This is a genomic window from Pseudoxanthomonas japonensis (genome assembly GCF_010093445.1).
Classification (GTDB): Bacteria; Pseudomonadota; Gammaproteobacteria; order Xanthomonadales; family Xanthomonadaceae; genus Pseudoxanthomonas_A; species Pseudoxanthomonas_A japonensis.
The window spans coordinates 141539-166366 of the sequence record NZ_PDWW01000005.1 but is presented as its reverse complement, the minus strand read 5'-3'; the positions used below and the strand labels follow the sequence as shown (position 1 = coordinate 166366).

The 24828-nt window shown below is 66.4% G+C and carries 28 protein-coding genes; 19 read left to right on the top strand and 9 right to left on the bottom strand.

Annotation, left to right across the window (positions count from 1 at the left end; translation table 11 throughout):
* The first annotated feature begins 65 nt into the window (after window positions 1-65).
* The 8 genes from CSC78_RS06190 to CSC78_RS06155 all read left to right on the top strand — a co-directional run bounded on the left by CSC78_RS06190 (window position 66) and on the right by CSC78_RS06155 (window position 7959).
* Window positions 66-1016, top strand: coding sequence for a calcium/sodium antiporter (locus tag CSC78_RS06190; protein WP_162337029.1), 951 nt, complete (start codon window positions 66-68; stop codon window positions 1014-1016).
* A gap of 92 nt (window positions 1017-1108) precedes the next feature.
* Window positions 1109-3940 (top strand): monovalent cation/H+ antiporter subunit A, encoded by a 2832-nt coding sequence (locus tag CSC78_RS06185; RefSeq protein WP_162337028.1) that lies wholly within the window; start codon window positions 1109-1111, stop codon window positions 3938-3940.
* Between the two features lie 16 nt (window positions 3941-3956).
* Window positions 3957-4379 carry a Na+/H+ antiporter subunit C gene (locus tag CSC78_RS06180; RefSeq protein ID WP_162337027.1) on the top strand — a complete coding sequence of 141 codons (423 nt, stop codon included), beginning with the start codon at window positions 3957-3959 and terminating at the stop codon, window positions 4377-4379.
* Entirely contained in the window at window positions 4379-5944 is a 1566-nt protein-coding gene (locus CSC78_RS06175) for a monovalent cation/H+ antiporter subunit D (protein ID WP_162337074.1), read from the top strand. The genes CSC78_RS06180 and CSC78_RS06175 overlap by 1 nt, the downstream gene beginning before the upstream one ends.
* A 1-nt stretch (window position 5945) precedes the next feature.
* Window positions 5946-6446 carry a Na+/H+ antiporter subunit E gene (locus tag CSC78_RS06170; RefSeq protein ID WP_162337026.1) on the top strand — a complete coding sequence of 167 codons (501 nt, stop codon included), beginning with the start codon at window positions 5946-5948 and terminating at the stop codon, window positions 6444-6446.
* Window positions 6443-6727, top strand: coding sequence for a K+/H+ antiporter subunit F (locus CSC78_RS06165; RefSeq protein WP_162337025.1), 285 nt, complete (start codon window positions 6443-6445; stop codon window positions 6725-6727). The genes CSC78_RS06170 and CSC78_RS06165 overlap by 4 nt, the downstream gene beginning before the upstream one ends.
* The gene (locus CSC78_RS06160) at window positions 6724-7095 is read left to right on the top strand and encodes a Na+/H+ antiporter subunit G (RefSeq protein WP_162337024.1); all 372 of its coding nucleotides are present in this window, start codon (window positions 6724-6726) and stop codon (window positions 7093-7095) included. The genes CSC78_RS06165 and CSC78_RS06160 overlap by 4 nt, the downstream gene beginning before the upstream one ends.
* Window positions 7096-7101: 6 nt before the next feature.
* Window positions 7102-7959, top strand: a complete 858-nt coding sequence (locus CSC78_RS06155) for an SDR family oxidoreductase (protein ID WP_162337023.1) — start codon at window positions 7102-7104, stop codon at window positions 7957-7959.
* A gap of 80 nt (window positions 7960-8039) precedes the next feature.
* Here CSC78_RS06155 and CSC78_RS06150 read toward each other — a convergent pair whose 3' ends face one another.
* From CSC78_RS06150 to CSC78_RS06140, 3 genes are all read right to left on the bottom strand, one after another.
* Window positions 8040-8519 carry an Mpo1 family 2-hydroxy fatty acid dioxygenase gene (locus tag CSC78_RS06150; RefSeq protein ID WP_162337022.1) on the bottom strand — a complete coding sequence of 160 codons (480 nt, stop codon included), beginning with the start codon at window positions 8517-8519 and terminating at the stop codon, window positions 8040-8042.
* Between the two features lie 87 nt (window positions 8520-8606).
* Entirely contained in the window at window positions 8607-8939 is a 333-nt protein-coding gene (locus tag CSC78_RS06145) for an SMR family transporter (protein WP_162337021.1), read from the bottom strand.
* Window positions 8940-9033: 94 nt separating this feature from the next.
* Complete coding sequence (locus tag CSC78_RS06140) at window positions 9034-9960, bottom strand: phosphoribosylaminoimidazolesuccinocarboxamide synthase (RefSeq protein ID WP_162337020.1); 927 nt, start codon at window positions 9958-9960, stop codon at window positions 9034-9036.
* Between the two features lie 198 nt (window positions 9961-10158).
* Here CSC78_RS06140 and CSC78_RS06135 point away from each other — a divergent pair, with 198 nt between their 5' ends.
* The 11 genes from CSC78_RS06135 to CSC78_RS06085 all read left to right on the top strand — a co-directional run bounded on the left by CSC78_RS06135 (window position 10159) and on the right by CSC78_RS06085 (window position 19713).
* Window positions 10159-10488: a J domain-containing protein gene (locus tag CSC78_RS06135; RefSeq protein ID WP_162337019.1), complete on the top strand. Its 330-nt coding sequence runs from the start codon at window positions 10159-10161 to the stop codon at window positions 10486-10488.
* Window positions 10489-10496: 8 nt separating this feature from the next.
* A complete protein-coding gene (rpe, locus tag CSC78_RS06130; protein ID WP_162337018.1) occupies window positions 10497-11171 on the top strand; it encodes a ribulose-phosphate 3-epimerase in 675 nt (224 codons plus the stop codon).
* A 244-nt stretch (window positions 11172-11415) separates the two neighbouring features.
* Window positions 11416-12348 (top strand): lipid kinase YegS, encoded by a 933-nt coding sequence (yegS, locus tag CSC78_RS06125; protein ID WP_162337017.1) that lies wholly within the window; start codon window positions 11416-11418, stop codon window positions 12346-12348.
* A gap of 298 nt (window positions 12349-12646) precedes the next feature.
* Window positions 12647-14119 (top strand): anthranilate synthase component I, encoded by a 1473-nt coding sequence (gene trpE, locus CSC78_RS06120; RefSeq protein WP_162337016.1) that lies wholly within the window; start codon window positions 12647-12649, stop codon window positions 14117-14119.
* The gene (locus tag CSC78_RS06115; RefSeq protein WP_162337015.1) at window positions 14119-15210 is read left to right on the top strand and encodes a threonine aldolase family protein; all 1092 of its coding nucleotides are present in this window, start codon (window positions 14119-14121) and stop codon (window positions 15208-15210) included. Before trpE ends, CSC78_RS06115 begins: the two co-directional genes overlap by 1 nt.
* A 273-nt stretch (window positions 15211-15483) precedes the next feature.
* Window positions 15484-16044, top strand: a complete 561-nt coding sequence (locus CSC78_RS06110; protein ID WP_162337014.1) for a Clp protease/crotonase-like domain-containing protein — start codon at window positions 15484-15486, stop codon at window positions 16042-16044.
* 3 nt (window positions 16045-16047) lie between these two features.
* Window positions 16048-16626: an anthranilate synthase component II gene (locus tag CSC78_RS06105; protein WP_162337013.1), complete on the top strand. Its 579-nt coding sequence runs from the start codon at window positions 16048-16050 to the stop codon at window positions 16624-16626.
* Window positions 16627-16729: 103 nt separating this feature from the next.
* Window positions 16730-17773, top strand: a complete 1044-nt coding sequence (trpD, locus tag CSC78_RS06100; protein ID WP_162337073.1) for an anthranilate phosphoribosyltransferase — start codon at window positions 16730-16732, stop codon at window positions 17771-17773.
* A 1-nt stretch (window position 17774) separates the two neighbouring features.
* The gene (locus CSC78_RS06095) at window positions 17775-18134 is read left to right on the top strand and encodes an antibiotic biosynthesis monooxygenase family protein (RefSeq protein ID WP_162337012.1); all 360 of its coding nucleotides are present in this window, start codon (window positions 17775-17777) and stop codon (window positions 18132-18134) included.
* A 47-nt stretch (window positions 18135-18181) separates the two neighbouring features.
* Window positions 18182-18976: an indole-3-glycerol phosphate synthase TrpC gene (trpC, locus tag CSC78_RS06090; RefSeq protein ID WP_162337011.1), complete on the top strand. Its 795-nt coding sequence runs from the start codon at window positions 18182-18184 to the stop codon at window positions 18974-18976.
* A complete protein-coding gene (locus tag CSC78_RS06085) occupies window positions 18973-19713 on the top strand; it encodes an HAD-IB family phosphatase (protein ID WP_162337010.1) in 741 nt (246 codons plus the stop codon). Before trpC ends, CSC78_RS06085 begins: the two co-directional genes overlap by 4 nt.
* 102 nt (window positions 19714-19815) lie before the next feature.
* Here CSC78_RS06085 and CSC78_RS06080 read toward each other — a convergent pair whose 3' ends face one another.
* The 6 genes from CSC78_RS06080 to CSC78_RS06055 all read right to left on the bottom strand — a co-directional run bounded on the left by CSC78_RS06080 (window position 19816) and on the right by CSC78_RS06055 (window position 24754).
* Complete coding sequence (locus tag CSC78_RS06080) at window positions 19816-20418, bottom strand: hypothetical protein (protein WP_162337009.1); 603 nt, start codon at window positions 20416-20418, stop codon at window positions 19816-19818.
* A gap of 17 nt (window positions 20419-20435) precedes the next feature.
* Complete coding sequence (locus tag CSC78_RS06075; protein ID WP_162337008.1) at window positions 20436-21164, bottom strand: prealbumin-like fold domain-containing protein; 729 nt, start codon at window positions 21162-21164, stop codon at window positions 20436-20438.
* On the bottom strand, window positions 21161-21661 hold the full coding sequence (locus CSC78_RS06070) for a hypothetical protein (protein WP_162337007.1): 501 nt from the start codon (window positions 21659-21661) through the stop codon (window positions 21161-21163). The genes CSC78_RS06075 and CSC78_RS06070 overlap by 4 nt, the downstream gene beginning before the upstream one ends.
* 223 nt (window positions 21662-21884) lie before the next feature.
* Window positions 21885-22259 (bottom strand): zf-TFIIB domain-containing protein, encoded by a 375-nt coding sequence (locus tag CSC78_RS06065; RefSeq protein ID WP_162337006.1) that lies wholly within the window; start codon window positions 22257-22259, stop codon window positions 21885-21887.
* Window positions 22260-22317: 58 nt separating this feature from the next.
* A complete protein-coding gene (locus tag CSC78_RS06060; protein ID WP_162337005.1) occupies window positions 22318-23808 on the bottom strand; it encodes a hypothetical protein in 1491 nt (496 codons plus the stop codon).
* Window positions 23786-24754 carry a hypothetical protein gene (locus CSC78_RS06055; protein WP_162337004.1) on the bottom strand — a complete coding sequence of 323 codons (969 nt, stop codon included), beginning with the start codon at window positions 24752-24754 and terminating at the stop codon, window positions 23786-23788. Before CSC78_RS06055 ends, CSC78_RS06060 begins: the two co-directional genes overlap by 23 nt.
* Between the last annotated feature and the right edge of the window lie 74 nt (window positions 24755-24828).

Sequence of the window (24828 nt, the reverse complement as noted above, 5' to 3'; positions counted from 1 at the left end):
CGCCCGGCTGGCCGCTCCGGCGGGCCGGGCATAGAATCGCCGCAGACTCGACGGGGAGTACGGCGATGGCGGAAGCCTGGGGTTATTTCGCATTGGGCCTGGTGCTGCTGGCGCTGGGTGGGGATTCCATCGTCAAGGGCGCATCCGGCCTGGCCCAGCGTCTCGGCGCGTCGCCGTTCGTGGCTGGCCTGCTGCTGATCGCCTTCGGTACCTCGCTGCCGGAACTGGCGGTCAATGCGCGCGCCGCATGGGTGGGCTCGCAGGAACTCGCGCTCGGCAACGCGGTGGGCAGCAACGTCGTCAACCTCGGTTTGACGCTCGGCGTCGCTGCGCTGGTCGCGCCGGTGCTGGTCCGCTTGCGCGTGCTGTCGCCGCTGCTGGTGCTGCTGGCGCTCGCCACGCTGGCGCTGATCGTGTTCGGCCTGGACGGCGTGGTCAGCCGTACCGAGGGCGGCGTGCTGCTGCTGGGTTTCGTGGCGTCGCTGGTGTTCCTGCTGGCGCGCGCATCGCGCGAGCAGGTCGCGGTGCGGACAGAGATCGAGACGTATGCCCGCACCAGCACCGTGCTGTGGATGAACCTGCTGCGCTTCGCCGTGGCCGCCGCGCTGCTCTATTACGGTGCCCGCTTCGTGGTGCAGGGCGCATCGGTGATCGGCGCGCACTGGGGCCTGTCGCCGCTGCTGACCGGCCTGCTGCCGGTGGCGATCGGTACCGCGCTGCCGGAGATCGCCGCCGCCGCGATGGCGGCGCGGCGCGGGCAGGGGGACATGGTCGCCGGCCATGTCATCGGCTCCAGCCTGTTCAACCTGCTGGTGGTGGTCGGCGGGATGGCAGCCTTCCGACCGCTGGCGCTGCCGGAATCGTTCGTGCGGCTCGAACTGCCTGCAGCGATCGCTTTCGTGCTGGTGCTGTACCCGATGCTGCGCGGCGACCTGCGCATCAGCCGCGTCGAGGGCGGCATCCTGCTCGCCGCCTTCGTCGGCTGGGTGGTCCTGGAGATCGCGCTGCTCGCCTGACCTGAACAGTGGGTCAGGCATGTGTGAACGGGTTTGTTAAACTCGGGGCGATTGCTCGCGAATGACGCATTCCCTGCAACGCAAGGCGGTAGATGATCCCTTTCCTTGAAATCCTGCTGGCGCTGCCGTTCGTGCTCGCGCTGGTGGTGGCGCTGGCGCGCGGCCTTCCGCGCGGCGCCACCGCATGGCTGGCCGGCCTGGCGCCATTGCTGGGCCTGGTGCTGCTGGCCTGGATGACGCCCAGCGTGCTGCAGGGCTGGAACCTGCGCGCGGACCACGCCTGGATTCCACAGATCGGCCTGGCCTTCACCCTGCGCCTGGACGGGTTGGCGTGGATGTTCGCCGGCCTGGTGCTGGCCATCGGCGCGCTGGTGGTGATGTACGCGCGCTACTACCTCAGCGAGAAGGACAGCGCACCGCGCTTCTTCGCCTGCCTGCTGCTGTTCATGGGCTCGATGCTCGGCGTGGTGCTGGCGGGCAACCTGCTGCTGCTGGTGGTGTTCTGGGAACTGACCAGCATCAGCTCGTTCCTGCTGATCGGCTTCTGGTCGCACCGGCAGGACGCGCGCGAAGGCGCGCGCATGGCGCTGGCGATCACCGGCGCCGGCGGCCTGGCGCTGCTGGGCGGCGTGCTGCTGATCGGGCGCATCGTCGGCAGTTACGACCTGGACATCGTGCTCGCCTCGGGCGACCTGATCCGCGGCAGCGCGCTGTATCCGTGGGCGCTGATGCTGGTACTGGCCGGCGTGTTCACCAAGAGCGCGCAGTTCCCGCTGCACTTCTGGCTGCCGCATGCGATGGCGGCGCCGACGCCGGTCTCCGCCTACCTGCACTCGGCGACGATGGTGAAGGCCGGCGTGTTCCTGCTGGCACGGATGCATCCGGCGCTGGCGGGCACGGACCTGTTCTTCTACGTGGTCACCACGGTCGGCGCGCTGACGCTGCTGGTGGGTGCCTGGTTCGCGATCTTCCAGCACGACCTCAAGGGCCTGCTGGCGTATTCCACGATTTCGCATCTCGGCCTGATCACGCTGCTGTTCGGCATCTCCACGCCGATGGCGGTGGTGGCCGGCGTGTTCCACATCCTCAACCACGCCACGTTCAAGGCGTCGCTGTTCATGGCGGCGGGCATCATCGACCACGAGACCGGCACGCGCGACATGCGGCGGCTGGGCAACCTGCGACGGCTGATGCCGTGGACGAGCGCACTGGCGATCATCGCGTCGCTGGCGATGGCGGGCATTCCGCTGCTCAATGGGTTCCTGTCGAAGGAGATGTTCTTCGCCGAGGCGCTCGATATTCCGGGCCATCGAGCGATGCGCGACGCCATCGCCGTCGCGGCGCTGCTGTACGGCATCTTCGGCGTGGCCTACAGCCTGCGCTTCGTCTACGAGACCTTCTTCGGCCAGGGTCCGCGCGACCTCGATGTGGTGCCGCACGAGCCTCCGCGCTGGATGAAGATCCCGGTGGAAGTGCTGGTGGTGCTGTGCGTGGCGGTGGGCATGTTCCCGGCGTGGACCATCGCGCCGGTCTTGCATGCAGGCGCGGGCGCGATCCTGGGCGACGCCATGCCGGAGTACAGCCTGGCGGTGTGGCACGGGATCAACAAGCCGCTGCTGATGAGCCTGGCCGGCATCGCCGGTGGCATCGCGCTGTACTTCGGCCTGCGCCGGCTGTTCGATCTGCACGCCATCGTGCGGCATTCGTTCGGCCGCCTCGTGTTCCGCTGGAACATGGAGGCGCTCTACGCGCTGGCCGGGCGTTTCACCGCGCGGATCGCCAATGGCAGCCTGCAGCGGAGCCTGCTGTTCCTGGTGCTGGCGGCGGTCGCCGCGGGTGCCGCGCCGTTCGTGGCCGGCGATGCAGCCCCGTTGCAGTGGCGCGCGCCGCAGTCGATGCCGCTGCTGGGTTGGCTGCTGTGGCTGGTGCTGGTGGTGTGCGCGGTCTGGACGATCCGCCTGTACCGGCAGCGGCTGCTCGCCGTGATCGTGCTGGGCGGTGCAGGCCTGATGGTCAGCCTGGCCTTCGTGTTCCTGTCCGCCCCCGACCTGGCGCTGACCCAGCTGATGGTCGAGATGGTCAGCCTGGTCCTGCTGCTGCTCGGCCTGCACTACCTGCCGCCGCGTTCGCCGCCGGAGCGCACGCCGCGCCGCCGGTTGCGCGACATCGTCGTGGCCGCGGTCGCGGGCGGCGGTGCCGGCCTGCTGGCCTACCAGATGATGACGCGCCCGGCGGACACCATCAGCGGGGAGCTGCTGGCGCGTTCGTTGCCGGAGGCCTACGGCAGCAACGTGGTGAACGTGATCCTGGTGGATTTCCGTGGCTTCGATACCTTCGGGGAGATCACCGTGTTCGGCATCGCGGCGCTGATCGTGCATGCGCTGTTGCGCCGTGCGCGGATGGCGCCGGAGAAGGTCATGTCGGGACCGCCGATCAAGCTGCCGGTGCCGGCGGACCTGGCGCAGATCATGTTCCCGCTGACGCTGACCGTGTCGGTGTTCCTGTTCCTGCGCGGGCACAACGCGCCGGGCGGCGGTTTCATCGCCGGCCTGGTGCTGGCCGTGCCGCTGCTGGTGCAGTACGTCATCCAGGGCGCGGCGTCGGTGGAGTCGCGCTTCGGCTTCGACTATGTGCGTTGCATCGGCGTGGGCCTGATCATCGCTGGCGTGAGCGGCGTGGCGTCGATGGGCTTCGGCGTGCCTTTCCTGACCAGCGGGCATCTCGATCTCGAGCTGCCGGTGATCGGTACGGTGCCGCTGGCCAGTGCGATCGGCTTCGATACCGGCGTGTACCTGGTGGTGTTCGGCGGCGCGATGCTGATCCTGTCGATGATGGGCACCATCGGGCCTTCGCGTACGCGCGTATCGCACCTGGGCGTGATGGAGCCGGGAGAACGCTCGACCCGCACGGGGGAACTGCGCTGATGGAGGAGACGCCGTAATGGAACTGGCCATGGCGAGCGCGATCGCGATCCTGACCGCGGCGGGCGTGTACCTGCTGCTGCGGGCGCGCACGTTCGACGTCATCCTGGGGCTGACGCTGCTGTCGTACGCCACCAACCTGCTGATCTTCGCGGGCGGGCGGCTGGCGCCCGGCAAGCCGGCCGTGCTGCGCGAAGGCGTCGCGCCGACACTGGCACACTACACCGATCCGCTGCCGCAGGCGCTGGTGCTGACGGCCATCGTGATCGCCTTCGCGATGACGGCGGTGACGGTGGTGCTGTCGATCCGCAGCCGCGGCGACAACGACAGCGACCACGTCGATGGCCGCAAGGCCGAGCGCGAGTTCCTGGCCAGCGAACAGCGCCGCCATGACGAAGCGCGCGAGGCGGCGAAGGGCGACGAGCCGGAGGCGCGCGCATGATGCAGCACCTGCCGGCGCTGCCGATCCTGATTCCGCTGTTCGCAGCGTCCATCGCGCTGTTCTTCGAACATCGCCGTTTCGGCATGGTGCCGCAGCGGATCGTCGCGTGGGTCTCGATCGCCGCGATGCTGGCGGTTGCCGTTGTCCTGGTCGCATCGGCGGGCTCGGGTGCCGTGTCGGTCTATCTGCTGGGCGACTGGCCGGCGCGGCTGGGCATCGTGCTGATGGTCGACCGGTTGTCGGCGCTGATGCTGCTGGTCGGCCTGCTGCTGGGTGCGGCCTGCCTGCTGCATGCATGCGCGGGCTGGGACCGGCGCGCGCCGCACTTCCATGCGTTCTTCCAGTTCCAGCTGATGGGGTTGAATGGCGCCTTCCTCACCGGCGACGTCTTCAACCTGTTCGTGTTCTTCGAGGTGCTGCTGATCTCCTCGTACGGGCTGATGCTCAGCGGCGGGCGCGGCGAACGCATGCGTGCCGGCCTGCATTACGTCACCTTCAACATCGCCGCCTCGACGCTGTTCCTGATCGCGCTGGGCCTGCTGTACGGGTTGCTCGGCTCACTCAACATGGCCGAGTTGTCCGCGCGCGTGGCCCAGCTGCCGCCCGGAGACGTGGCGATGGTGAAGGCCGCGGCGGGCCTGCTGTTCGTGGTGTTCTGCGCCAAGGCCGCGCTGCTGCCGATGTATTTCTGGCTGCCCGAGACGTACACGCATGCGCCGGCGGCGGTGGCCGGGCTGTTCGCCATCATGACCAAGGTCGGCCTGTACGCGGTGCTTCGCCTGGGCACGCTGACCTTCGGGGCGCTGGGACCGCTGGACGGATTCGCCTGGCCGGCGCTGCTGGCGCTGGGTGCGGTGACGCTGGTGCTGGCGTCGCTGGGCGTGCTGGCGGCGAACCGGCTGCGCGCGCTGGCGGCCTACCTGGTGCTGGGCTCGGCGGCGACGCTGTTCGTCGCGTTCTCGCTGCATACCGCCGGCACGGTCGGTGCGGGGTTGTACTACCTGGTGCACAGCAGTTTCGCCGGTGCTGCGTTGTTCCTGCTGGCGGACCTGATCCGTCGGCGTCGCGGCCGCGCGAGCGATCGCAAGGACCTGGTGGCGGCGCTGCCGGACAAGACGGTGCCCGGGCTGCTGTTCCTCGTCGCGGCGGTGTCGCTGGCGGGCCTGCCGCCGTTGTCGGGTTTCATCGGCAAGCTGCTGTTGCTGGAAGCCGTGCCGGCCGGCCCACGCACGGCATGGATCTGGACGCTGGTGCTGGGCACCAGCTTCCTGATGCTGGTGGGGCTGGCGCGAGCGGGAACCCGGTTGTTCTGGCGCGTCGAGCCCTGGCCCGATGCCGGCGTGGACAAGCTGGAGGCCTATACGCCGGAGAAGGATGTGGCACCGGCCCCGTCACGTCCGCTGGAAACCGCGGCCATCGTGCTGCTGCTGGCGTATGGCGTGGCAATGGTGCTGGCCGCCGCGCCGGTGCTCGACTACACGCGGGCGACGGCGACGCAGCTGCAGTCGCCTGCCCACTATGTGGAGCACGTGCGTGCCGCGGCGCCCGTGCTGAGGGAGCCCTGAGATGGCCGGATCCTGGCGCAAGCGCTGGTTGCCGTCGTTGCCGCTGAGCGTGGCGGTGTTCTGCTTCTGGCTGCTGTTGAACGACGAGATCAGTGCCGGGCACGTGGTGATGGCGCTGCTGCTGGCGCTGCTGATTCCCCCTTTCGCCGCGCGGCTTGACCGCGAGTTCGCCCGTATCGGCCGTTTGCGCAGCGTGCCGCGCATGCTGGGCGTACTGGCGATGGATATCGTGACCGCCAATGTCACCGTGGCGCTGCAGGTGCTGGGGCCGGAACGGAAGATCCGGCCGGGCTTCATCTGGGTGCCGCTCGACATCGGCAACATCCACGGCATCGCCGCACTGACCAGCATCATCACGCTGACGCCGGGCACGGTGTCTTCGGTGCTGTCGGACGATCGCAGCCACCTGCTGGTACATGTGCTGAACCTGGACGATGCCGATGCGGTAGTCCGGCAGATCAAGACGCGCTACGAGGCGCCGCTGATGGAGATCTTCCCATGACCCCTCAGGCCCTGGTGATGTACGCCATCGTGGCATCGATGCACGTGGTCGGCCTGGCGATGCTGCTGGCGCTGGTGCGGCTGGTGCGCGGCCCCAGCGTGCCCGACCGCATCCTCGCGCTCGATACGCTCTTCGTGGCCGCGATCGCGCAGCTGGTGCTGTTCGGCATGTACCTGGGCACGGCGGTCTACTTCGAGGCGGCGTTGATCATCGCCATGCTGGGCTTCGTCGGCACGGTGGTGCTGAGCAAGTACGTGCTGCGACGGGACATCGTCGAATGAGCTGGGTCTTCGCCATCCTGCTGGTGCTGCTGCTGGCCGTGGGCAGTTTCTTCATTCTGGTCGGCTCCTTCAGCCTGTTGAAGCTGTCGGAGTTCTTCAAGCGCCTGCATGGACCGACCAAGGCCAGCACGCTGGGCGTGGGCTGCATGCTGATCGCGTCGGTCGGCTACCACGCGCTGAGCGGTACCGATCCGCAACCGAGGGAACTGCTGATCACCGCGTTCCTGTTCATCACGGCGCCGATCAGCGCGCACCTGATGGCCAAGGCGGCGCTGTCGCTGCACATGGCGGAGCGGCCGCCGATGCCGGGCGGCGAGCCGGCCAAGCCCATCGACGCCGTCGACGAAGACGCCGCGCCGGACGCCTGATCCCTCATGCGTACGGCCCTCGTTTTCGGTGCGAGCGGACAGATCGGCGAGGCGCTGCTCGCCAGGCTTGATGCGCGCGACTGGCAGGTGTTCGCGGTATCGCGGACGCCGCGTCCGCCATGGTCGAACGTGCAGTGGCTGACCGGCGAGTTCGCCGGCATCGACGGTTTGCCAGCCCGCGTCGATGTGATCTTCAGCACCGGCCCGCTGGACGGATTCGCGCAGTGGTACGGACGAGGGCTCGTTGCGGCACCGCGCGTGGTCGCGTTCGGTTCAACCAGTCTCGACACGAAGCAGGCCTCGGGCGATGCCTACGAGCGCGACATCGTCGCGCGACTGCAGGCCGCCGAGCGGCTGGTGTTCGACACGGCGTCGGCGACGGGGGCATCGGCCACGCTGTTGCGCCCGACGCTGGTCTACGGCGCAGGCCGCGACCAGACGCTGTCGCGGATCGCGGCAATGGCGCGGCGCATGGGGTTCTTCGTGCTGCCGCGAGGTGCGGAGGGCAGGCGCCAGCCGGTCCACGTCGATGATCTGGCGGCCGCCGCACTGGCCGTCGTGGATGCGCCGGCAACGCACGGGCAGGCGTATGCGCTTCCCGGCGGCGAAATACTGGCCTATCGCGAGATGGTGGCGCGCACGCTGGCGGCGCTCGATCCGCCTGCGACGCTATGGCAGCTGCCGATGCCCGTCTTCCGCGCGGTGCTGTCGTTCGCCCGCATGGCGGGCGCGATGCGCGGGCTCTCCGACGATGCAGTTGCGCGCATGCGCGAGGATCTGGTGTTCGATGCGACGCCGGCGCGCAACGACTTCGGTTACGCGCCGCGGCAGTTCAACGTCGACACGCGTGCACTCGGTGCGTAGAGCGGAGCTCGCTCCGCTGCTTTTCGAAACCCCGGAACGAACCCGCGAACGGCATCAGCGGGGCAAGCCCGGCGCTACGCTCAATACCGCCAACCCATCTTCCGGTAGAACTTGCTGAGTACCCACACCGGGCCGATCAGCAGGTAGGTAAGGTCGGTGAGGAAGCTGGGCTTCTTGCCTTCGATCTTGTGGCCGATGAACTGCGCGATCCACGCCAATACGAAGACGCCGACGGCGAGGTAGAACAGGTTCTGCAATCCCAGCAGCGCCTCCAGCCAGCGCGTCAGCCACGCCATCGCGATGAAGATCGCCAGCATGCCGAAGCCCAGCGGGCGCGACAGCTTGTAGTAGTACATCCACGCGGCGAACATCGCCAGCGCCGCCCACATGCCCGACTTCACCCAGGTACCGAACACCGGGATGCACCACAGCAGCGCCACCACCGTCCACAGGATCGCCGGCACGGCGAACACGTGGATCAGCTGGTTGGTCTCGTTGACGTGGTCGCCGGAATAACTGGCGAACCAGCGGTCCACCGGACGTTGCGCGGTCGCGTTCATTCATCCCTCCCGAGGATGGCAATGCGGCAGGGTATGGAGCATACCCCAGCCCGACGGGGTGTGCCGGGACCGGGATCGGCGTTCGGATCAGTGGGCGGCGGCCTTGGAGAACAGTTGGATCACGGCCACACCGGCCACGATCAGCGCCATGCCCAGCATCGCCGCCAGGTCCAGCGGCTGCTTCAGCACCAGCCAGCCGATCAGCGCGATCAGCACGATGCCCGCCCCGGACCAGATGGCGTAGGCCACGCCCACGGGGACGCTCTTCAGCGTCAGCGAGAGGAAGTAGAACGCGACGCCGTAACCGGCGGCGACCAGCAGCGACGGGCCGAGTCGCGTGAAGCCTTCGGAGGCCTTCAGGGCGCTGGTGGCGATGACTTCGGCCACGATGGCCAGGGCGAGGTAGAGGTAGGCGTTCATGCGTGCGCACCCGGGAAAAGGGTGGCAAGCCTACTGCACGGAACGCTGAACCCCGGCTTGCCCGGCATCACCCGGATGCGGGGCAGGGAGCAGGTCAGTCGACGACGATGCCGGCCAGCTTCTGCAGCGCTTCGGCGTACTTGGCGCGGGTGCGCTCGATGACCTCAGCCGGCAGCGACGGGCCGGGCGCGGTCTTGTTCCAGTCCAGCGTTTCCAGATAGTCGCGCACGAACTGCTTGTCGTAGCTCGGCGGGCTGGTGCCGACGTCGTACTCGTCGGCCGGCCAGTAGCGCGAGGAATCCGGCGTCAGCATCTCGTCCATGATGTAGAGGCGGCCGTCCTCGTCGGTGCCGAACTCGAACTTGGTGTCGGCCAGCAGGATGCCGCGCTCGGCGGCGAAGTCGGCGGCGAAGCGGTAGATGCGCAGCGTGGCGTCGCGCACGCGCTCGGCCAGCTCCGCACCGACGGTCTTCACCATCGCGTCGAAATCGATGTTCTCGTCGTGGTCGCCGACGGCGGCCTTGGTCGAGGGGGTGAAGATCGGTTCGGCCAGTTTCTCGGCCTGGCGCAGGCCGTCGGGTAGTTCGATGCCACTGACCTTGCCGGTGCGCTGGTAATCCTTCCAGCCGCTGCCGATCAGGTAGCCGCGGGCGATCGCTTCCACCGGCACCGGCTTGAGCTTCTTCGTCACCACCGCGCGCCTGGCGTACAGCGACGCGTCCACGCCGGCCGGCAGCACGCTGGCGACGTCGATGCCGGTCAGGTGGTTCGGCATCAGGTGCGCGGTCTTGGCGAACCAGAAATTGGAGATCTGGCAGAGCATCTCGCCCTTGCCGGGAATGGGGTCGGGCAGCACCACGTCGAACGCGCTCAGGCGATCGGTCGCGACCATCAGCAGGTAATCGCCGGCGGGGGCGTCGGCAGGCAGGCGGTCGCGGGGCAGGTCGAACACGTCGCGGACCTTGCCGCGGTGGCGCAGGGTGAGGCCGGGCAGATCGGATTGAAGCAACGTCGTGGGCACAAACACTCCTTGGGGAGTCCGGAAACCATCGAGGCGGTACAGCGTCGTGGGGGCGTGCGGCAGGCCGTGCGCCCGTGCCCCGGGGCGGCCGTCTACCCGCTGCTGCGGGGCCGGGTACCGGACCGGGCCGCGTAGTGTACGGCGCTTGGGGCCGCCGTGTGCCGTAAAATGGCGCGATTGCCGGAGAAGGCGGGCCGAATGAAGCGCTGGTACGGAAAACTGCTGGGATTCGTGGCCGGTTGGCTGCTGATGCGCCATCCGTTGGGCGGCCTGGTGGGCCTGATCATCGGCCATGCCTTCGACGAGGACTGGTTCAAGCTCAGCCGCGACAATCCGTACCGCGTGTTCGACCTGACCAGCGACGCCAGCGATGCCGAGCTCGACCAGGCCTATCGCCGGCTGATTTCCCAGTACCACCCCGACAAGATGGCCGGCGCCGCGGAAGACCTGCGCCGCCAGGCCGAACACAAGGCCGGCGAGATCAACGCCGCCTACGACCGCATCAAGACCCTGCGCAAGCGCAAGTGAGCCCGTCCATGTCGAACTGCATCATCGCCCCGTCCATCCTGTCCGCCGACTTCGCCCGCCTCGGCGAGGAGGTCGACAACGTGCTGAAGGCCGGCGCCGACTGGGTGCACTTCGACGTGATGGACAACCACTACGTGCCCAACCTGACCATCGGTCCGCTGGTGTGCAGCGCGCTGCGCAAGCACGGCGTCACCGCGCCGATCGACGTGCATCTGATGGTGGAGCCGGTGGACCGCATCATCCCGGACTTCGCCGAGGCCGGCGCCAGCATCATCAGCTTCCATCCGGAAGCCTCGAAGCACGTGCACCGCACGATCCAGCTGATCAAATCGCTGGGCTGCAAGGCCGGCCTGGTGCTCAATCCCGGCACGCCGGTCGAGGTGCTGGACTGGGTGCTGCCGGAGCTGGACCTGGTGCTGCTGATGTCGGTGAACCCGGGCTTCGGCGGGCAGGCGTTCATTCCGTCGGCGCTCGACAAGCTGCGTGCCGTGCGCGCGATGATCGACAAGACCGGCAAGGACATCCGCCTTGAGATCGATGGCGGCGTGAAGGCGGACAACATCGGCCAGATTGCGGCGGCAGGCGCGGATGCCTTCGTCGCCGGCTCGGCGATCTTCAATGCGCCGGACTACAAGGACGTGATCGATCGCATGCGGGCCGCGGTGGCCGACGCGCGCGCCTGAAAAAGCAGAAGGGCGATGGCCTGCGCCACCGCCCCGGAAGAATTGGAGGCTGATCCTGCCTCCGCCCGTCGTCCCTGCTATGGCCTTCCACACTACGCATGGTCTGTGACGGGCCCGTGACAGCGGCTTGGGGGGGAATGTTGTGGGAGCGACGTGAGTCGCGAGCTCCGGCGTTCCTGCGTTCGCGACTCACGTCGCTCCCACGACGGACCGGCTATGCTCGCGCCACTCTCAAGGACTCCCCATGACCGCACCCCGCTGGCGCCTGATCCTCAACGGCAAATCCGCTGGTGATGACGACCTGCGCGAGGCCGTCGGCGCTCTGCGCGAGGCCGGCATCACGCTCGACGTGCGCGTGACCTGGGAAGACGGCGATGCCGAGCGCTATGTCGCCGAAGCGATCCGAGACGGCGTGGATACCGTCATCGCCGCCGGTGGCGACGGCACGCTCAGCGAAGTGGCGACGACGCTCGCCCATCGCGACGGGCCGGCCGATGCGCTGCCATCGCTGGGCCTCGTGCCGCTGGGCACGGCGAACGACTTCGCCACCGCGGCCGGTATTCCGGACGAGCCGCTGCCCGCCTTGCAGCTGGTCCGCGATGCCGCACCCGCTCCTGTGGATCTCCTGCGGATCGATGCCGAAGACGGTCCGCACTGGTGCGCCAACCTCGCCAGCGGCGGCTTCGGCACCGAGGTCACCGTCGAGACCGATGAGGGCCTGAAGAAGATGCTCGGTGGCTTGGCGTATCTCATCACCGGCGTCGCCAAGCTGGGACGCATCGAGCCGGTCGCGGCGCGCGTGCGCGGTCCGGAGTTCGAGTGGCAGGGCGACTTCATCGCGCTGGGCATCGGCAACGGGCGGCAGGCGGGCGGTGGGCAGGCACTGTGCCCGGATGCGCTGATCGACGACGGCCTGCTGGACCTGACCATCGTCCCGGAGCTGTCCGGCGAGGTCGCCGCCACCGTGGGCACGCTGGTGAAGGACGGCAAGCACGCCGCGCTGGACCGCGTGGCCACCCGCGCGCGCCTGCCGTGGGTCGAACTGGAAGCCGACCAGTCGCTGATCCTGAACCTGGACGGCGAGCCCGTGCAGTCCCGCCGTTTCCGCATCGAGTGCGTCCCCGGCCGCATCCGCATGCATCTGCCGGTGGCCTGTCCGTTGCGTCTGCAACCTTAGGAAAGCGCCGAAAGCGCGCGCTCGTCATTCCCGCGAAGGCGGGAACCCAGCGACTTGGCTTCTCAGTGACCTGAAGTCACCGGGCCCCCGCCCGACCAGACGTGCGTCTGTTGAAAGCCGCGGGGATGACGGCAGTGATTCATGCTCTCCCAGTGGCCGCCGGGCCGATGCGTCGGGTAAAGTAGCCCCGTGTCCCATCCCGCGCTCCCGCTTTCCAAAGATTCCGCACGCCGTGGCTGGCGATGGTGGCCCGTAGCCGTCGCCCGTACCGCCACCGTGTTCCGGAAGGAAAGCCCGCTTGATCTCGCACGCCCAGTTCCAGCAGTACGCTGCTGAAGGCTTCAATCGCATCCCCGTCGTCCGTGAAGTGCTGTCCGACCTGGACACGCCGCTCTCGGTCTACCTGAAACTCGCCGACGCCCCGCACACCTACCTGTTCGAGTCGGTGGAGGGCGGCGAGCGTTTCGGCCGCTATTCCATCATCGGCCTGCCGGTGCGCCGCGTGGCCACGTTCCGCGGCCACACGCTGCAGATCCACGACCACGGCCAGTTGGTCGAGACGCGCGACGTCGCCGATCCGTTCGCCGAAGTCGAAGCCCTGCGCGCCGCCTACGCGGTGCCCAAGCTGGACGGCCTGCCCGGCTTCACCGGCGGCCTGGTCGGCTGGTTCGGCTTCGAATGCATCGGTTACATCGAGCCGCGGCTGGCAACCGGCGACAAGCCGGACGAACTCGGCACGCCCGACATCCTGCTGATGCTGTCGGAAGAAGTGGCCGTGTTCGACAACCTCAAGGGGCGGCTGTACCTGATCGTCCATGCCGATCCGCGCGAACCGGACGCATGGGAACAGGCGCAGGCGCGGCTGGACGCGCTGACGGCCAAATTGCGTCAGCCGGGCTCGTACCCGACGCCGATCACCCGCGACGTGCTGGACGAAAGCCACTTCGTCTCCGGCTTCACCCATGACGGCTTCATCGCCGCGGTGGAGCAGTCGAAGGAATACATCCGCGCCGGCGACATCTTCCAGGTGGTGCTGAGCCAGCGCCTGAGCGTGCCGTTCAATGCGCGGCCGGTGGACGTGTATCGCGCGCTGCGCGCGTTGAACCCGTCGCCGTACATGTACTTCCTCGACGTCGGCGACGTGCAGGTGGTGGGTTCGTCGCCCGAGATCCTGGTGCGCCTGGAGAACAATGAAGTCACCGTGCGCCCCATCGCCGGCACGCGTCCGCGCGGGAAGACGCACGATGAGGACATCGCGCTGGAAGCCGAACTGCTGGCCGATCCCAAGGAGCGTGCCGAGCACCTGATGCTGATCGACCTGGGCCGCAACGACACCGGCCGCGTGTCGGAGGCCGGCACGGTGCAGGTGGGCGAACAGTTCGTCATCGAGCGCTACAGCCACGTTATGCACATCGTCAGCGAAGTCACCGGCAAGCTGCTGCCGGGCCTCAGCTACGCCGACGTACTGCGTGCGACGTTCCCGGCCGGCACCGTCAGCGGTGCGCCGAAGATCCGCGCGCTGGAAGTCATCCGTGAGCTGGAACCGATCAAGCGCAACGTCTATGCAGGCAGCATCGGCTACATCGGCTGGCATGGCGACGCCGATACCGCCATCGCCATCCGCACCGCGGTCATCAAGGACGGCCGCCTGCACGTGCAGGCCGGCGCCGGCATCGTCTACGACTCCGATCCCGAGAAGGAATGGGACGAGACGATGAACAAGGGCCGTGCCCTCTTCCGCGCGGTGGCCGAAGCGGCGAAGGGGCTGTGATGGACGTCGCCACCGACAACGCCCGGATCAGCCTGCGCAACGACTACAGCGAGGGCGCGCATCCCCGCCTGCTGCAGGCGCTTGCCGTGGCGAGCGCGGAAATCAACCGCGGCTACGGGCTGGACGCACACAGCGCCCGTGCCGCCGCCCTGATCCGCGACCGTCTCGCCCGCGACGCCGACGTGCATTTCCTCGCCGGCGGCACGCAGACCAACCTGGTCGCGCTGGCGGCCTTCCTGCGTCCGCACGAAGCGGTGATTGCGCCCGCCAGCGGCCACATCGCCACGCACGAAACCGGCGCCATCGAGGCCAGCGGCCACAAGGTGCTGACGGTCGCCACGCCCGACGGCAAGTTGAGTCCCGCGCTGATCCAGCCCTGTATCGACGGCCACAGCGGCGAGCACATGGTGAAGCCGCGGCTGGTCTACATCTCCAACACCACCGAATGGGGCACGCTCTACAGCGCGATGGAGCTGCAGGCGTTGGGTGAGTTCTGCCGCAGCCGCGGCCTGCTGCTGTATGTCGACGGCGCGCGCCTCGCCTCGGCGCTGACCACGCCCGGCAACGATGTCGACCTGGCGCTGCTGTCGACGGAAGCGGATGCGTTCTACATCGGCGGCACCAAGAACGGTGCGTTGCTGGGCGAGGCGCTGGTCATCGTCAACCCGGCGCTGCGCACGGAGTTCCGCCACGTCATCAAGCAGCGCGGCGCGATGCTGGCCAAGGGCATGGTGGTCGGCGCGCAGTTCGAGGCGCTGTTCGAGGACGGCCTGTACTTCGTGCTGGCGACGCACGCGAACGTCATGGCGGAACGCTTGCGCGAGGTCCTGCAGCAGGCCGGCGTGCCGCTGGCGGTCGATTCGCCGAGCAACCAGCTGTTCCCGGTGCTGCCGGATGGGGTCGTCGAGCGCCTGCAGCAGGAGGTGGAGTTCGAGACCTGGGAACGGCGCGGTGATGGCACCACGGTGATCCGGCTGATGACGTCGTGGGCGACGCCGGAATCGGCCATCGAGGCGTTTGCTGCGATATTTGCGGCGCTGTATGGAGATGGGTTGTCTGCGCGCCAAGAAGCGCCGGCGAAGGGAGCATAAGCCATGCATTTTCCTGGCTGGTCCGGTAACAAGGTCGTCATGTACAGAAGTCTCGCTTGGCGGCACCTCATCGTGACGCTTCTATTGTCGTCTTGCGCTGGAATCGTAGCGTGCGTTCCAGTCCAGGCTGTCCATCGGGGCAAGCATGTTGCTGCCGACCGGACCTGGAGTGTCGCCATCGATGGTCGCACGGTGACGTATCGCGGAATAATCACTGCTGATGGTGTGCAGCACGTGGAAGCGTGGTTGGATCGCTATCCCGAGGTAAGAACCTTGGAGATCGAATCGCAGGGAGGCGATACAAATGCCGGCATGCGCTTGGGAGACCAAGTGCTGGCTCGTGGTCTCGATGTGGATGTGATCGGCTCCCTGTGTGCGTCGTCCTGCGCGAACTACGTATTCACTTCGGGAGACAGGAAGTCGATCGCGCCTGGGGCCAAAGTCATCTGGCATGGCTCGCCACTTCGCCCGGAAGGTATTCCCGTGATCAATGAGGTCATCCATGCAGACGGCAGTGTCGACCACGAGCTGCTCAGCGGGGAGCGGTTGATGGCTTATCTACAACAGCCTGAGATTGCCTCGATGATCGAGCGTGATCGAGACCTCAATCGGACATTCTTTGAGAAGCGAGGGGTAGATGGGCGGGTAACTACATACGGGCAGGAGATCGGCTGTGGTTGTAATTGGACATTCAATGTTGCCGACATGTATCTGCTTGGCATCAAGAATGTGGTGGCCGAGGATGGCTATCCATCGCCATCTTCTGACGGACCACCTCTGGTAACGCTGAAGCTGGAAGCGAATTTCCGTCGTTCAAAGATCGGTAGGAACTGACCCATGCTGTTGATGATCGACAACTACGACAGCTTCACCTACAACCTCGTGCAGTACCTGCAGTCGCTGGGGGCCGAGGTGAAGGTGGTGCGCAACGATGCGATGACCGTGGACGAGATCGCCAAGCTCGCGCCCGAGCGCATCGTCATCTCGCCGGGCCCATGTACGCCGAATGAAGCCGGCGTGTCGCTGGACATCATCGAGCGGCTGGGCGCGAACACGCCGATCCTCGGTGTATGCCTCGGCCACCAGAGCCTCGGCCAGGCGTACGGCGGCAACGTCATCCGGGCGGGCCGCATCATGCACGGCAAGACTTCGCGTATCCGCCACGAAGGCAAGGGCGTGTTCGCCGGCCTGCCGGATGCCTACGAAGCCACGCGCTACCACTCGCTGGTGGTCGAGCGCAGCAGCCTGCCGGACGCGCTGGAGGTCACCGCCTGGACCGAGAACGACGACGGCAGCTTCGAGGAGATCATGGGTCTTCGCCATCGCGAGTTCCCGGTCGAAGGCGTGCAGTTCCATCCCGAGTCGATCCTGACCGAGCATGGCCACGCGTTGCTGAAGAACTTCCTGGAGCGATGATCTCCCACCCCTGCCTGTGTAGGAACGGGCCATGCCCGCGACGCTTTTCCTGCCGGGTGCACAGCGTATCGCGGGCATGGCCCGCTCCTACAGGCAACCGAAGATGCCACTGACCCCCCAAGAAGCCCTGCAGCGTACCATCGAGCATCGCGAGATCTTCCACGACGAGATGGTCGACCTGATGCGCCAGATCATGCGCGGCGATGTATCGCCGACGATGACGGCCGCCATCCTGACCGGCCTGCGCGTGAAGAAGGAAACCGTCGGCGAGATCGCCGGCGCAGCCACCGTCATGCGCGAGTTCTCGCGGACGGTGGACGTCGCCGACCGCACGCACCTGGTCGATATCGTCGGCACCGGCGGCGACGGCTCGCACACGTTCAACATCTCCACGTGTTCGATGTTCGTCGCGGCGGCGGCTGGCGCACGCATCGCCAAGCACGGCAACCGCAGCGTGTCGTCGAAGTCGGGCAGTGCGGACGTGCTGGAGGCGCTGGGCGTCAACATCGAACTGCAGCCGGACCAGGTGGCGCAGTCGATCGCGCAGGCCGGCATCGGCTTCATGTTCGCGCCGGTGCACCACCCGGCGATGAAGGTGGTGGCGCCGGTGCGGCGCGAGATGGGGGTGCGCACCATCTTCAACATCCTCGGGCCGCTGACCAATCCGGCCGGCGCGCCGAGCATCCTGATGGGCGTGTTCCATCCCGATCTGGTCGGCATCCAGGCGCGCGTGCTGCAGGAACTGGGCGCGGAGCGCGCGCTGGTAGTGTGGGGGCGCGATGGCATGGACGAACTGTCGCTCGGCGCCGGCACGCTGGTCGGCGAGCTGCGCGACGGCGAAGTGCGCGAGTACGAACTGCACCCGGAAGATTTCGGCATCGCGATGGCGGCCAGCCGAAACCTGCGCGTCGCCGATGCGGCCGAGTCGAAGGCGATGCTGCTGGGGGTGCTGGACAACCGGCCCGGCCCGGCGCGGGAGATCGTCGTGCTGAACGCGGGCGCGGCCCTGTACGTGGCCGGCGTGGCGGAGAGCATCGAGGATGGCATCGCACGTTCGCGCGACGCCATCGCCAGCGGTCGCGCGCTGGAGCGGCTGCAGCAGTTCGTCGCCACCACCCAGGCGCTTGCAAAACAGGACGCGCACTGACATGGCCGCCAGCGGATTCGCCAGCCTGCCGAAGCCTCCTTACTACGCGGTGGTCTTCTCTTCGCAGCGCAACGGCCAGGATGATGCCGGCTACGGCGCCATGGCCGAGCGCATGGTCGAACTGGCGCAGCAGCAGCCCGGCTTCCTCGGCATGGAGTCCACGCGCGGCGCGGATGGCTTCGGCATCACGGTGGCGTACTGGGAAAGCGAGGCCGCGATCCTTGCCTGGCGCCAGCATGCCGAGCACACGGCGGCGCGCGAGCAGGGTCGGCGGGACTGGTACGACCATTTCGAGCTACGGGTCGCCAGGGTCGAGCGTGCCTACGGCTGGGACCGCGACGCCGCCGGGCGCCGCGGATAGTGCGAAAATAGGGGTCCCGCCCAGGCGGGTGCCCGCCTGAGGACTGCATGAGCGACATCCTGACCACCATCCTCGCCCGCAAGGCAGAGGAAATCGCCGATCGCAGCGCACGCGTGTCGCTGGCCGACCTGCGTACGCGCATCGGAGACGCCTCGCCGACGCGCGGCTTCGCCGATGCGCTGAACGCGATGATCGCGCAGGGCGATCCGGCGGTGATTGCCGAAGTGAAGAAGGCCAGCCCGTCGAAGGGCGTGATCCGTCCTGACTTCCGGCCGGCCGACATCGCGGTGAGCTACGAGTTCGGCGGCGCGGCCTGCCTGTCCGTTCTGACCGATGTCGATTTCTTCCAGGGCGCGGACGACTATCTGAAGCAGGCGCGGGAGGCGTGCACGCTGCCGGTGCTGCGCAAGGATTTCACCGTCGACCCCTACCAGGTCTACGAAGCGCGCGTGCTCGGCGCCGACTGCATCCTGCTGATCGTGGCGGCGCTGGATGACGGACAACTCGTCGACCTGTCCGGCCTGGCGATGGAGCTGGGAATGGACGTGCTGGTCGAGGTGCACGACATCGATGAGCTCGAGCGTGCACTGCAGGTGCCGGTGCCGCTGGTCGGCATCAACAACCGCAACCTGCGCACGTTCGAGGTATCGCTGCAGGCCACACTGGACATGAAGGACGCGGTGCCCAAGGACCGGCTGCTGGTGACCGAGAGCGGCATCCTGGTGCCCGAGGATGTCGCCACGATGCGCACGGCCGGCGTCGACGCCTTCCTGGTCGGCGAGACCTTCATGCGCGCCGAAGAGCCCGGCGAGGCGCTGCGTCAGCTATTCTTCGCGGCATGACGGACGTTTCCTATCCGACGCCGCGTACCGATGCCCCGGTCGTCGTCTTCGATTTCGACCACACGCTGTACGACGGTGACTCCGGTGGTCACCTGGTCAAGTGGCTGATCCAGCGCAACCCGCTGCGCACGGCGGTCGCGTTGGCCGCGTCGGTCGTGCTGGGGCCGATGGTGGCGTTCCTGCCGACCCGCCGTCGCGGCATTTCCGGCTACATCTGGATCGGCACGTTCGGCCTGCACGGGCGTCGCAGCTTCGATGCGCTGATCGACCAGTACGTGGCGACGCACCGCGACGAGGTGCAGCAGCGCCTGCTGCCGCATGCGCTCGAAGTGTTCCGCGAGCATCGTGCCAGCGGCGACCACGTGGTGGTGGCCACCGGTGCGCCGCCGGAACTGGCGCGCGCGATCCTCAGTTTCGTCGCCCACGAAGACGTGCCGGTGATCGGGACCGCCGTCGGGCCGCGCCTGGGCGCGGTCGTGGCCACGCGCCACTGCCATAACGAAGAGAAGATGCGCATGCTACGCGAGCGCGGTTATGGCGAAATCGCCGTGGCGTATTCGGACAGCAGTGCCGACCTCCCGCTGCTGAAGGCGGCACGCGCGCCCGTTGTGGTGAATCCCAAGGCCGCGCGGGTGGCGATGTTCCGCCGCGTCCTGCCGCCGGGCACGCCCATCCTCAACTGGGGCTGCAAGGAACGGGGCGGACTTTCCGCCGGACAGGATGTCAGAGTGGGCTGATTGGGTAGCCGCCGGCTCCATCGTTTCGAGCGATGGCGGTCGGCAAACGGGCATCAAGCGGTGACCCGTTGCCAGCATCAGTCGTGTCGCTCCGGGAAGGAGTCAACGCTGCCTTGCGGTCATTTCTCGGTGGACAAGGCCGTCCCATAGCAGTTTGCGAACCCAATCGACTGCATCTGCCGCACGAAATGCATCCGTGACGATGGAGGAGCTGAGCAGGCTACGATGTTCCTTGGTGGAAACGCCGGGAGGTGCCGGGCAGGCGATCATGGCGGCCACGGGTTGTCCTTGTTCACCCTCCATGACCGGCCTCCATTTGCTGTCGATGACGGGCTGCGCCTTCGCTGTCCCGTCAGAAAAACCGAACAGCATGGCTTCTTCACGGAAAGCGAGTCGATCGCAATCCACCTGCACTTGGCGGACGATGTAGCGCCTGTCAGAGGCGGGGTTCTCGATGGCCTCTACCAGTTCGAGCTTTCTGGGATTGCCCGTGGAGCCTGGTGGATCCAGAGAGCGCACCATGCGAAGCACGCGATCGGGGGCCGTGCCTTCCGCGCCGACCATGTGCCAGCATTTCAGGACTTGGTCGCGAAGACAGGGGTCCTGCGATTGAGCGGCAGAACGTGTCGGTGACGCACAGGCAACGACGGCGAGTAGCACCGAAAGCGCCTTTGCACGGTCAAGAATCGAGATGGTGGGAATCATCTGTTGGGTCCCATGGCCTAGTCTGGCTTGTCTGATGGCTGGAACAGCGTGGGAGACCCTGGTTTCACTTCCACGATCCTGGTGATCCATGCGGTATCCGGTATTTCTGTGCGTACCTCGCTATAGATTGGAATGATGGAGCCAGTACCGAACATGGGACTGTAAGAGATCTGGCGTTCCCCCGAATCGACTTGATAACTGATCCTGCGGCCGTAGGGCACCTTACTGATCAGAAAGTATCGTCCAGGCTTCAGCCCGTGAAACTCGAAGTTGCCCTTCGTGTCGGTGATTACCCGCGCCGAGTAGCGAGCTGCACGTTGGTGTACTCGGGGACTTTCGTCGCCTTCCATCCTGAACGTTTTCACCATTTCCTGCATGTAGGGTGTCATTGGAAAAAGCTGCACCCACTCCCTGTCTGCAGTCACGGTCTGCTTGCGCAGTCCGGAGCGTTGCCGGAATCCGATAACGCCCCTGAGGCTTCCTTCACCTGGCGCCAAGGCAGCGGCGGTCGCTTCCGGGTCGAACATCGCCTCGAGCCGAATCCACTGTTGGTGGAGACGCATCTGTTCCGCCCGGAGATCCTCAAGGGCCCGGGTCTGGAAGGCCAGTAAGGGTGCGGGAAGCGCGATCAGCGCCACAAAAAAGGCACCAGCTGCAATAAGCGCGCAACCCATTCGCGCGTCCGTCGCCTTGCTGATGCCAGCGAACGTTGTCTTGCATAAGCTCAGCGCGCCGCGGCCGTTCATGGGGACAATTTCTCCCCCTGCCTGACGAGCTCACGGACGCCCGCAATATCCTCCGGCAACAGCTCGGCCTCATCTCGACAGACGCGGTATTCCACCGTCTTTGCTTCGCCCAGCATGCGGAGCTGCTTCATCGTGACGGGTTGTCTGACGAGTTCGACCATGCGGTCGCTGAGATCCAGGCTGCTATGCGAGGTAGGGCCGAATCGTACTGGTTTCCCGTCGATCAGCCAGTCGATGTTGTTGCAGTAAAGGAATCTTTCGACAGGCTTGTGGTAAGGGCTGACGGGCTGCCGATAAAAGATGACGATCTTGGGAGCTATCGGTGCGCCGCTTCCGCCCTCGATGGTGGCATAAAAGAGCGGCTCGTCGTCCTTCATGCCGGATGGATTGCTGTACTCGATAGGGTTTTCCGCAAACCTGTCTTCCTGTGCGTGTGATGACCACACGACGGCAAGAAGAAAGAAAAAGGCAATCGACTGTCCATGTCTGCTTTCCATGCTGCTACCTCATCCATTAGCTGTTGGCGAGTTCAACACGCGGCCTGCGTGTTTTCAAGTACGCAACGAGCCTCGAAGCGGAAGTGTGACAATGCTCGATGGGAATGAAGCGCGATCAGCAGTGGCGGCGACCTGGGCTGCGGTCACGTTCGGCCACGACCGGCACGCTGCGCAACGACGCTTCTGCAAGGCATCGAGAGTGCCCGGAGCCGCCACAGGTTCGTCAAATCCGTTCCGGCGCGTTCCAGTCCTTGATGAGGTCCACGAACTCGATCTCGGCGAAATCCTGGTACTCGCCCGCGTCGTAGAAGCGGCCATAGCATCCCTTGCAGCTCTCGAACCAGATGTGCGGCTGCAAAGCATCGACCATGCGGATCAGGGGGCGATTGCCGATGCAGGACGGGCAGGTGATCCGGTCGATCTTGTTGTACTGCTCGCCCACGGCCGGGTCGCCGGTGTCGATCTCGTCCGCTCGGTCCTTCAACGTCTCGTGGTCCACCATCTCGAACCACAATCCCCTGCACTGGCTGCAGCGATGAACATTGGCTTGCGGAACCGTGACCAGTTCCATCGTGCCTTGGCACTTGGGGCATTGCATGCGGGATCCTGCGACATGGGAAGCGAGGCGCCTGTTGTAAGGCGGCGCGACGGTCCGGTCAACGGGGTGATGCCTCGGGTACGTCGCCGCGCTGCGGCCCTTGGTCAGTGCGCGGGCCCCTGCACCTGCGTAGGCGGCGCGGTCGGTGCCGGCATGCTGCGCTCCGGCAGTGGCCAGGCAGGCGTGTCGCTCCGCTGCAGGCCGGTATCCCGTGGGACAGGCGCCTTATCCAGGTCGAGTTCGACGCGCGGCCAGCCCTCCTTGGTTGAAAAGCGCGCCTGTGTGCCTTCGCATCGATCGTGGCCAGGCTGCGCGACGTGATGCCCGCGGTGTGGCAGGCCTCGGTGAACTGCGACAGGCGGGCTTCGCTGGCGTAGTCGGGAAGATGCCGCTTCAGGGTTTCGTAAAGGGTGTGCTGTGGATGGCCTGGGTCGCGGAGCGCGGCCGGTGTTGTGGGAATGGGAGCGGGTTCCCCGCGCAGAGGGAGGGTGTCATCCCCGAAGCGCGCGAGCCGGGGAATCCGCTCGTCATCCCGTACATCGCGGTCATGAGCAACGACGAAGCCATCGGGAACCTGCTTCTTCCCATCGTCCGCATGACGAAGGGTGATAAGCCGTTGGCCATCGCTGGTATCGATCAGGCCAAGATTCCGTCCGCCAAGATTGAGGCCGGTGCTTTCCAGTTGCGCCGGGTCCAGCCCCAGCCGGGCCATGTCCAGTTTGACTGTCGGCGGTCGGACCCAGTGTGCCGTGTCCTGGCCAACCTGTTCGATCAGATAGGCGCCGTAATAGTTGCGGTAGTCGGCCTTGCCCTGCGCTCCGAGTGTCCTGGCGGATTGGTCGAAATGGCACTGCGCCACCGGCTCGACATTGATGGCGCCGGCCTTGGGCAGGCGCGTGTCGGACATGTGCATGTCCCGGTCGAGGACGATGCCGCGGGCGAGCTGGGGGAGACGCTCCTCATCAAGCTTGGCGCAATTGGTTGTGGGAGCTGCCCGCTCCAGCATCGCTTCCCGGGTGATTATTCCGCCACTGGTGTATTGGATGCGGCTGGCCAAGGCATTCCATCCCTTGATTTCGGCGATAGCCTCATCACGGCGGGCGGCACGCTGATACAGGGAAAAATGCGGTGTCACGTCGGCGCTTCCGCCGGGGCCGGCGGCACGTATCTCCTCCGTTATCTGGGGGGCAACGAAGTGCAGGGTCTTCCGTGATTCCGCCGCGTTCAATGCATGCCCTGTCTCGTGGCCAAGGGTGCTGGTGATGACATCGATTCGTTTGCGTGGCTCTTCCAGTCCTGGCTTCGTGAAAGTATCCACGCTGACATAAATGGCTTTTTTTGGGCTGTCGTAATGCCCTCCCTCGTTCACGCCGGGTGGGGTGAGCCGGATATGCCGGAGTTGACCGGCTTCGATGGCTTGGTTCATCCGTTGTTGCAGGTAGGGCGATGTGGCGATCGCTTCCTCTATCTCGGGGCGCTTGTCGGAGGGCAAGCCATCGGTGAGGCGCAGCAAATGTGGCGGCAACCTACTCACGGCGAGGGCCTCCATCAACCTTGAACCAATCCACGCAGGCGCGCTCCGAGTCGCTGCCTTCGTCCAGGTAGTAGAGATAGACACTCATGCTGAACCCGGTGCGGTTGGCTGGTACGTCCCTGCCAAATCCCCAGGAGGGCTTGTTTCCGAACGTGGAGCGCGTCGCTGCGCGCTCGTATCCCAAGGCGACGATGTCGTTGGCGAGTTCTTCGAAATCCATCGTGCAGTAGGTGGGCTTCTGGTCGGTCCATGGCTCCACACCATTGTTGAGCGCGATCGTGATCGTCGGCGGCTCGCTCAATGCATACAGTTTGGTGACGGAAATGCGATACGTCCATCCCTCGGTCGTGATGCCGAAGTACTCATGGCCATCGCGCACCCTCGGGTTCTTCACCATGCGGACCTTGAAGATCGGCTCCAGGTGCGTGCGTTCCATGTCTTCCAGCGTCTGCAGGTTGTCCAGCAGCGCCAGTACCTGCTTCCGGAGCGTAGCCGAGGGAATAGGCGGGCCGCGTTCGGTCTCGACGGTGGCTTCGTCAGCCACGGGCTTCGTGGGCGCGGCAGATGCGGTTTCGGGGGCTGAGAGGGTCGGTGTTGGTGACGGTGTGGGTGCTGTGGGCGCGGAGGCCGTCGCTGCCGACGCGTGTGTGGGCTCCGCAAGTTTCCCGGGTGAGTGGGCTTCGCCGCAGGCTGACAACGCGCCAGCCACCAAGGTGGATGTGGTCATGATCCGCTGAAGTGGGGTCATTTCATCGTCCTGAACGGCAACGGATGCGGGTGGATGCGGGCGATTGGGCTTGCGCTTGGCCTGCACTGGCACGCCACCGGGAGGCAGGGGGCCCAGTTCGCGCAAGGTGCGCTCGTTGACGATGGCCAGGTCGCGAAGCAGTTGCTGCCCATGCAGTGAATCACCGCGGTATCCAGGCCCGAGATCCGGGCCCTTCTCGTCCATGATATTCAACTACGTTCCCTTGCGATGCATTGAAGCGGTAGAGGTCATCCCGCCAATAGCGACGCGCGGGTGCGCTCGTCATC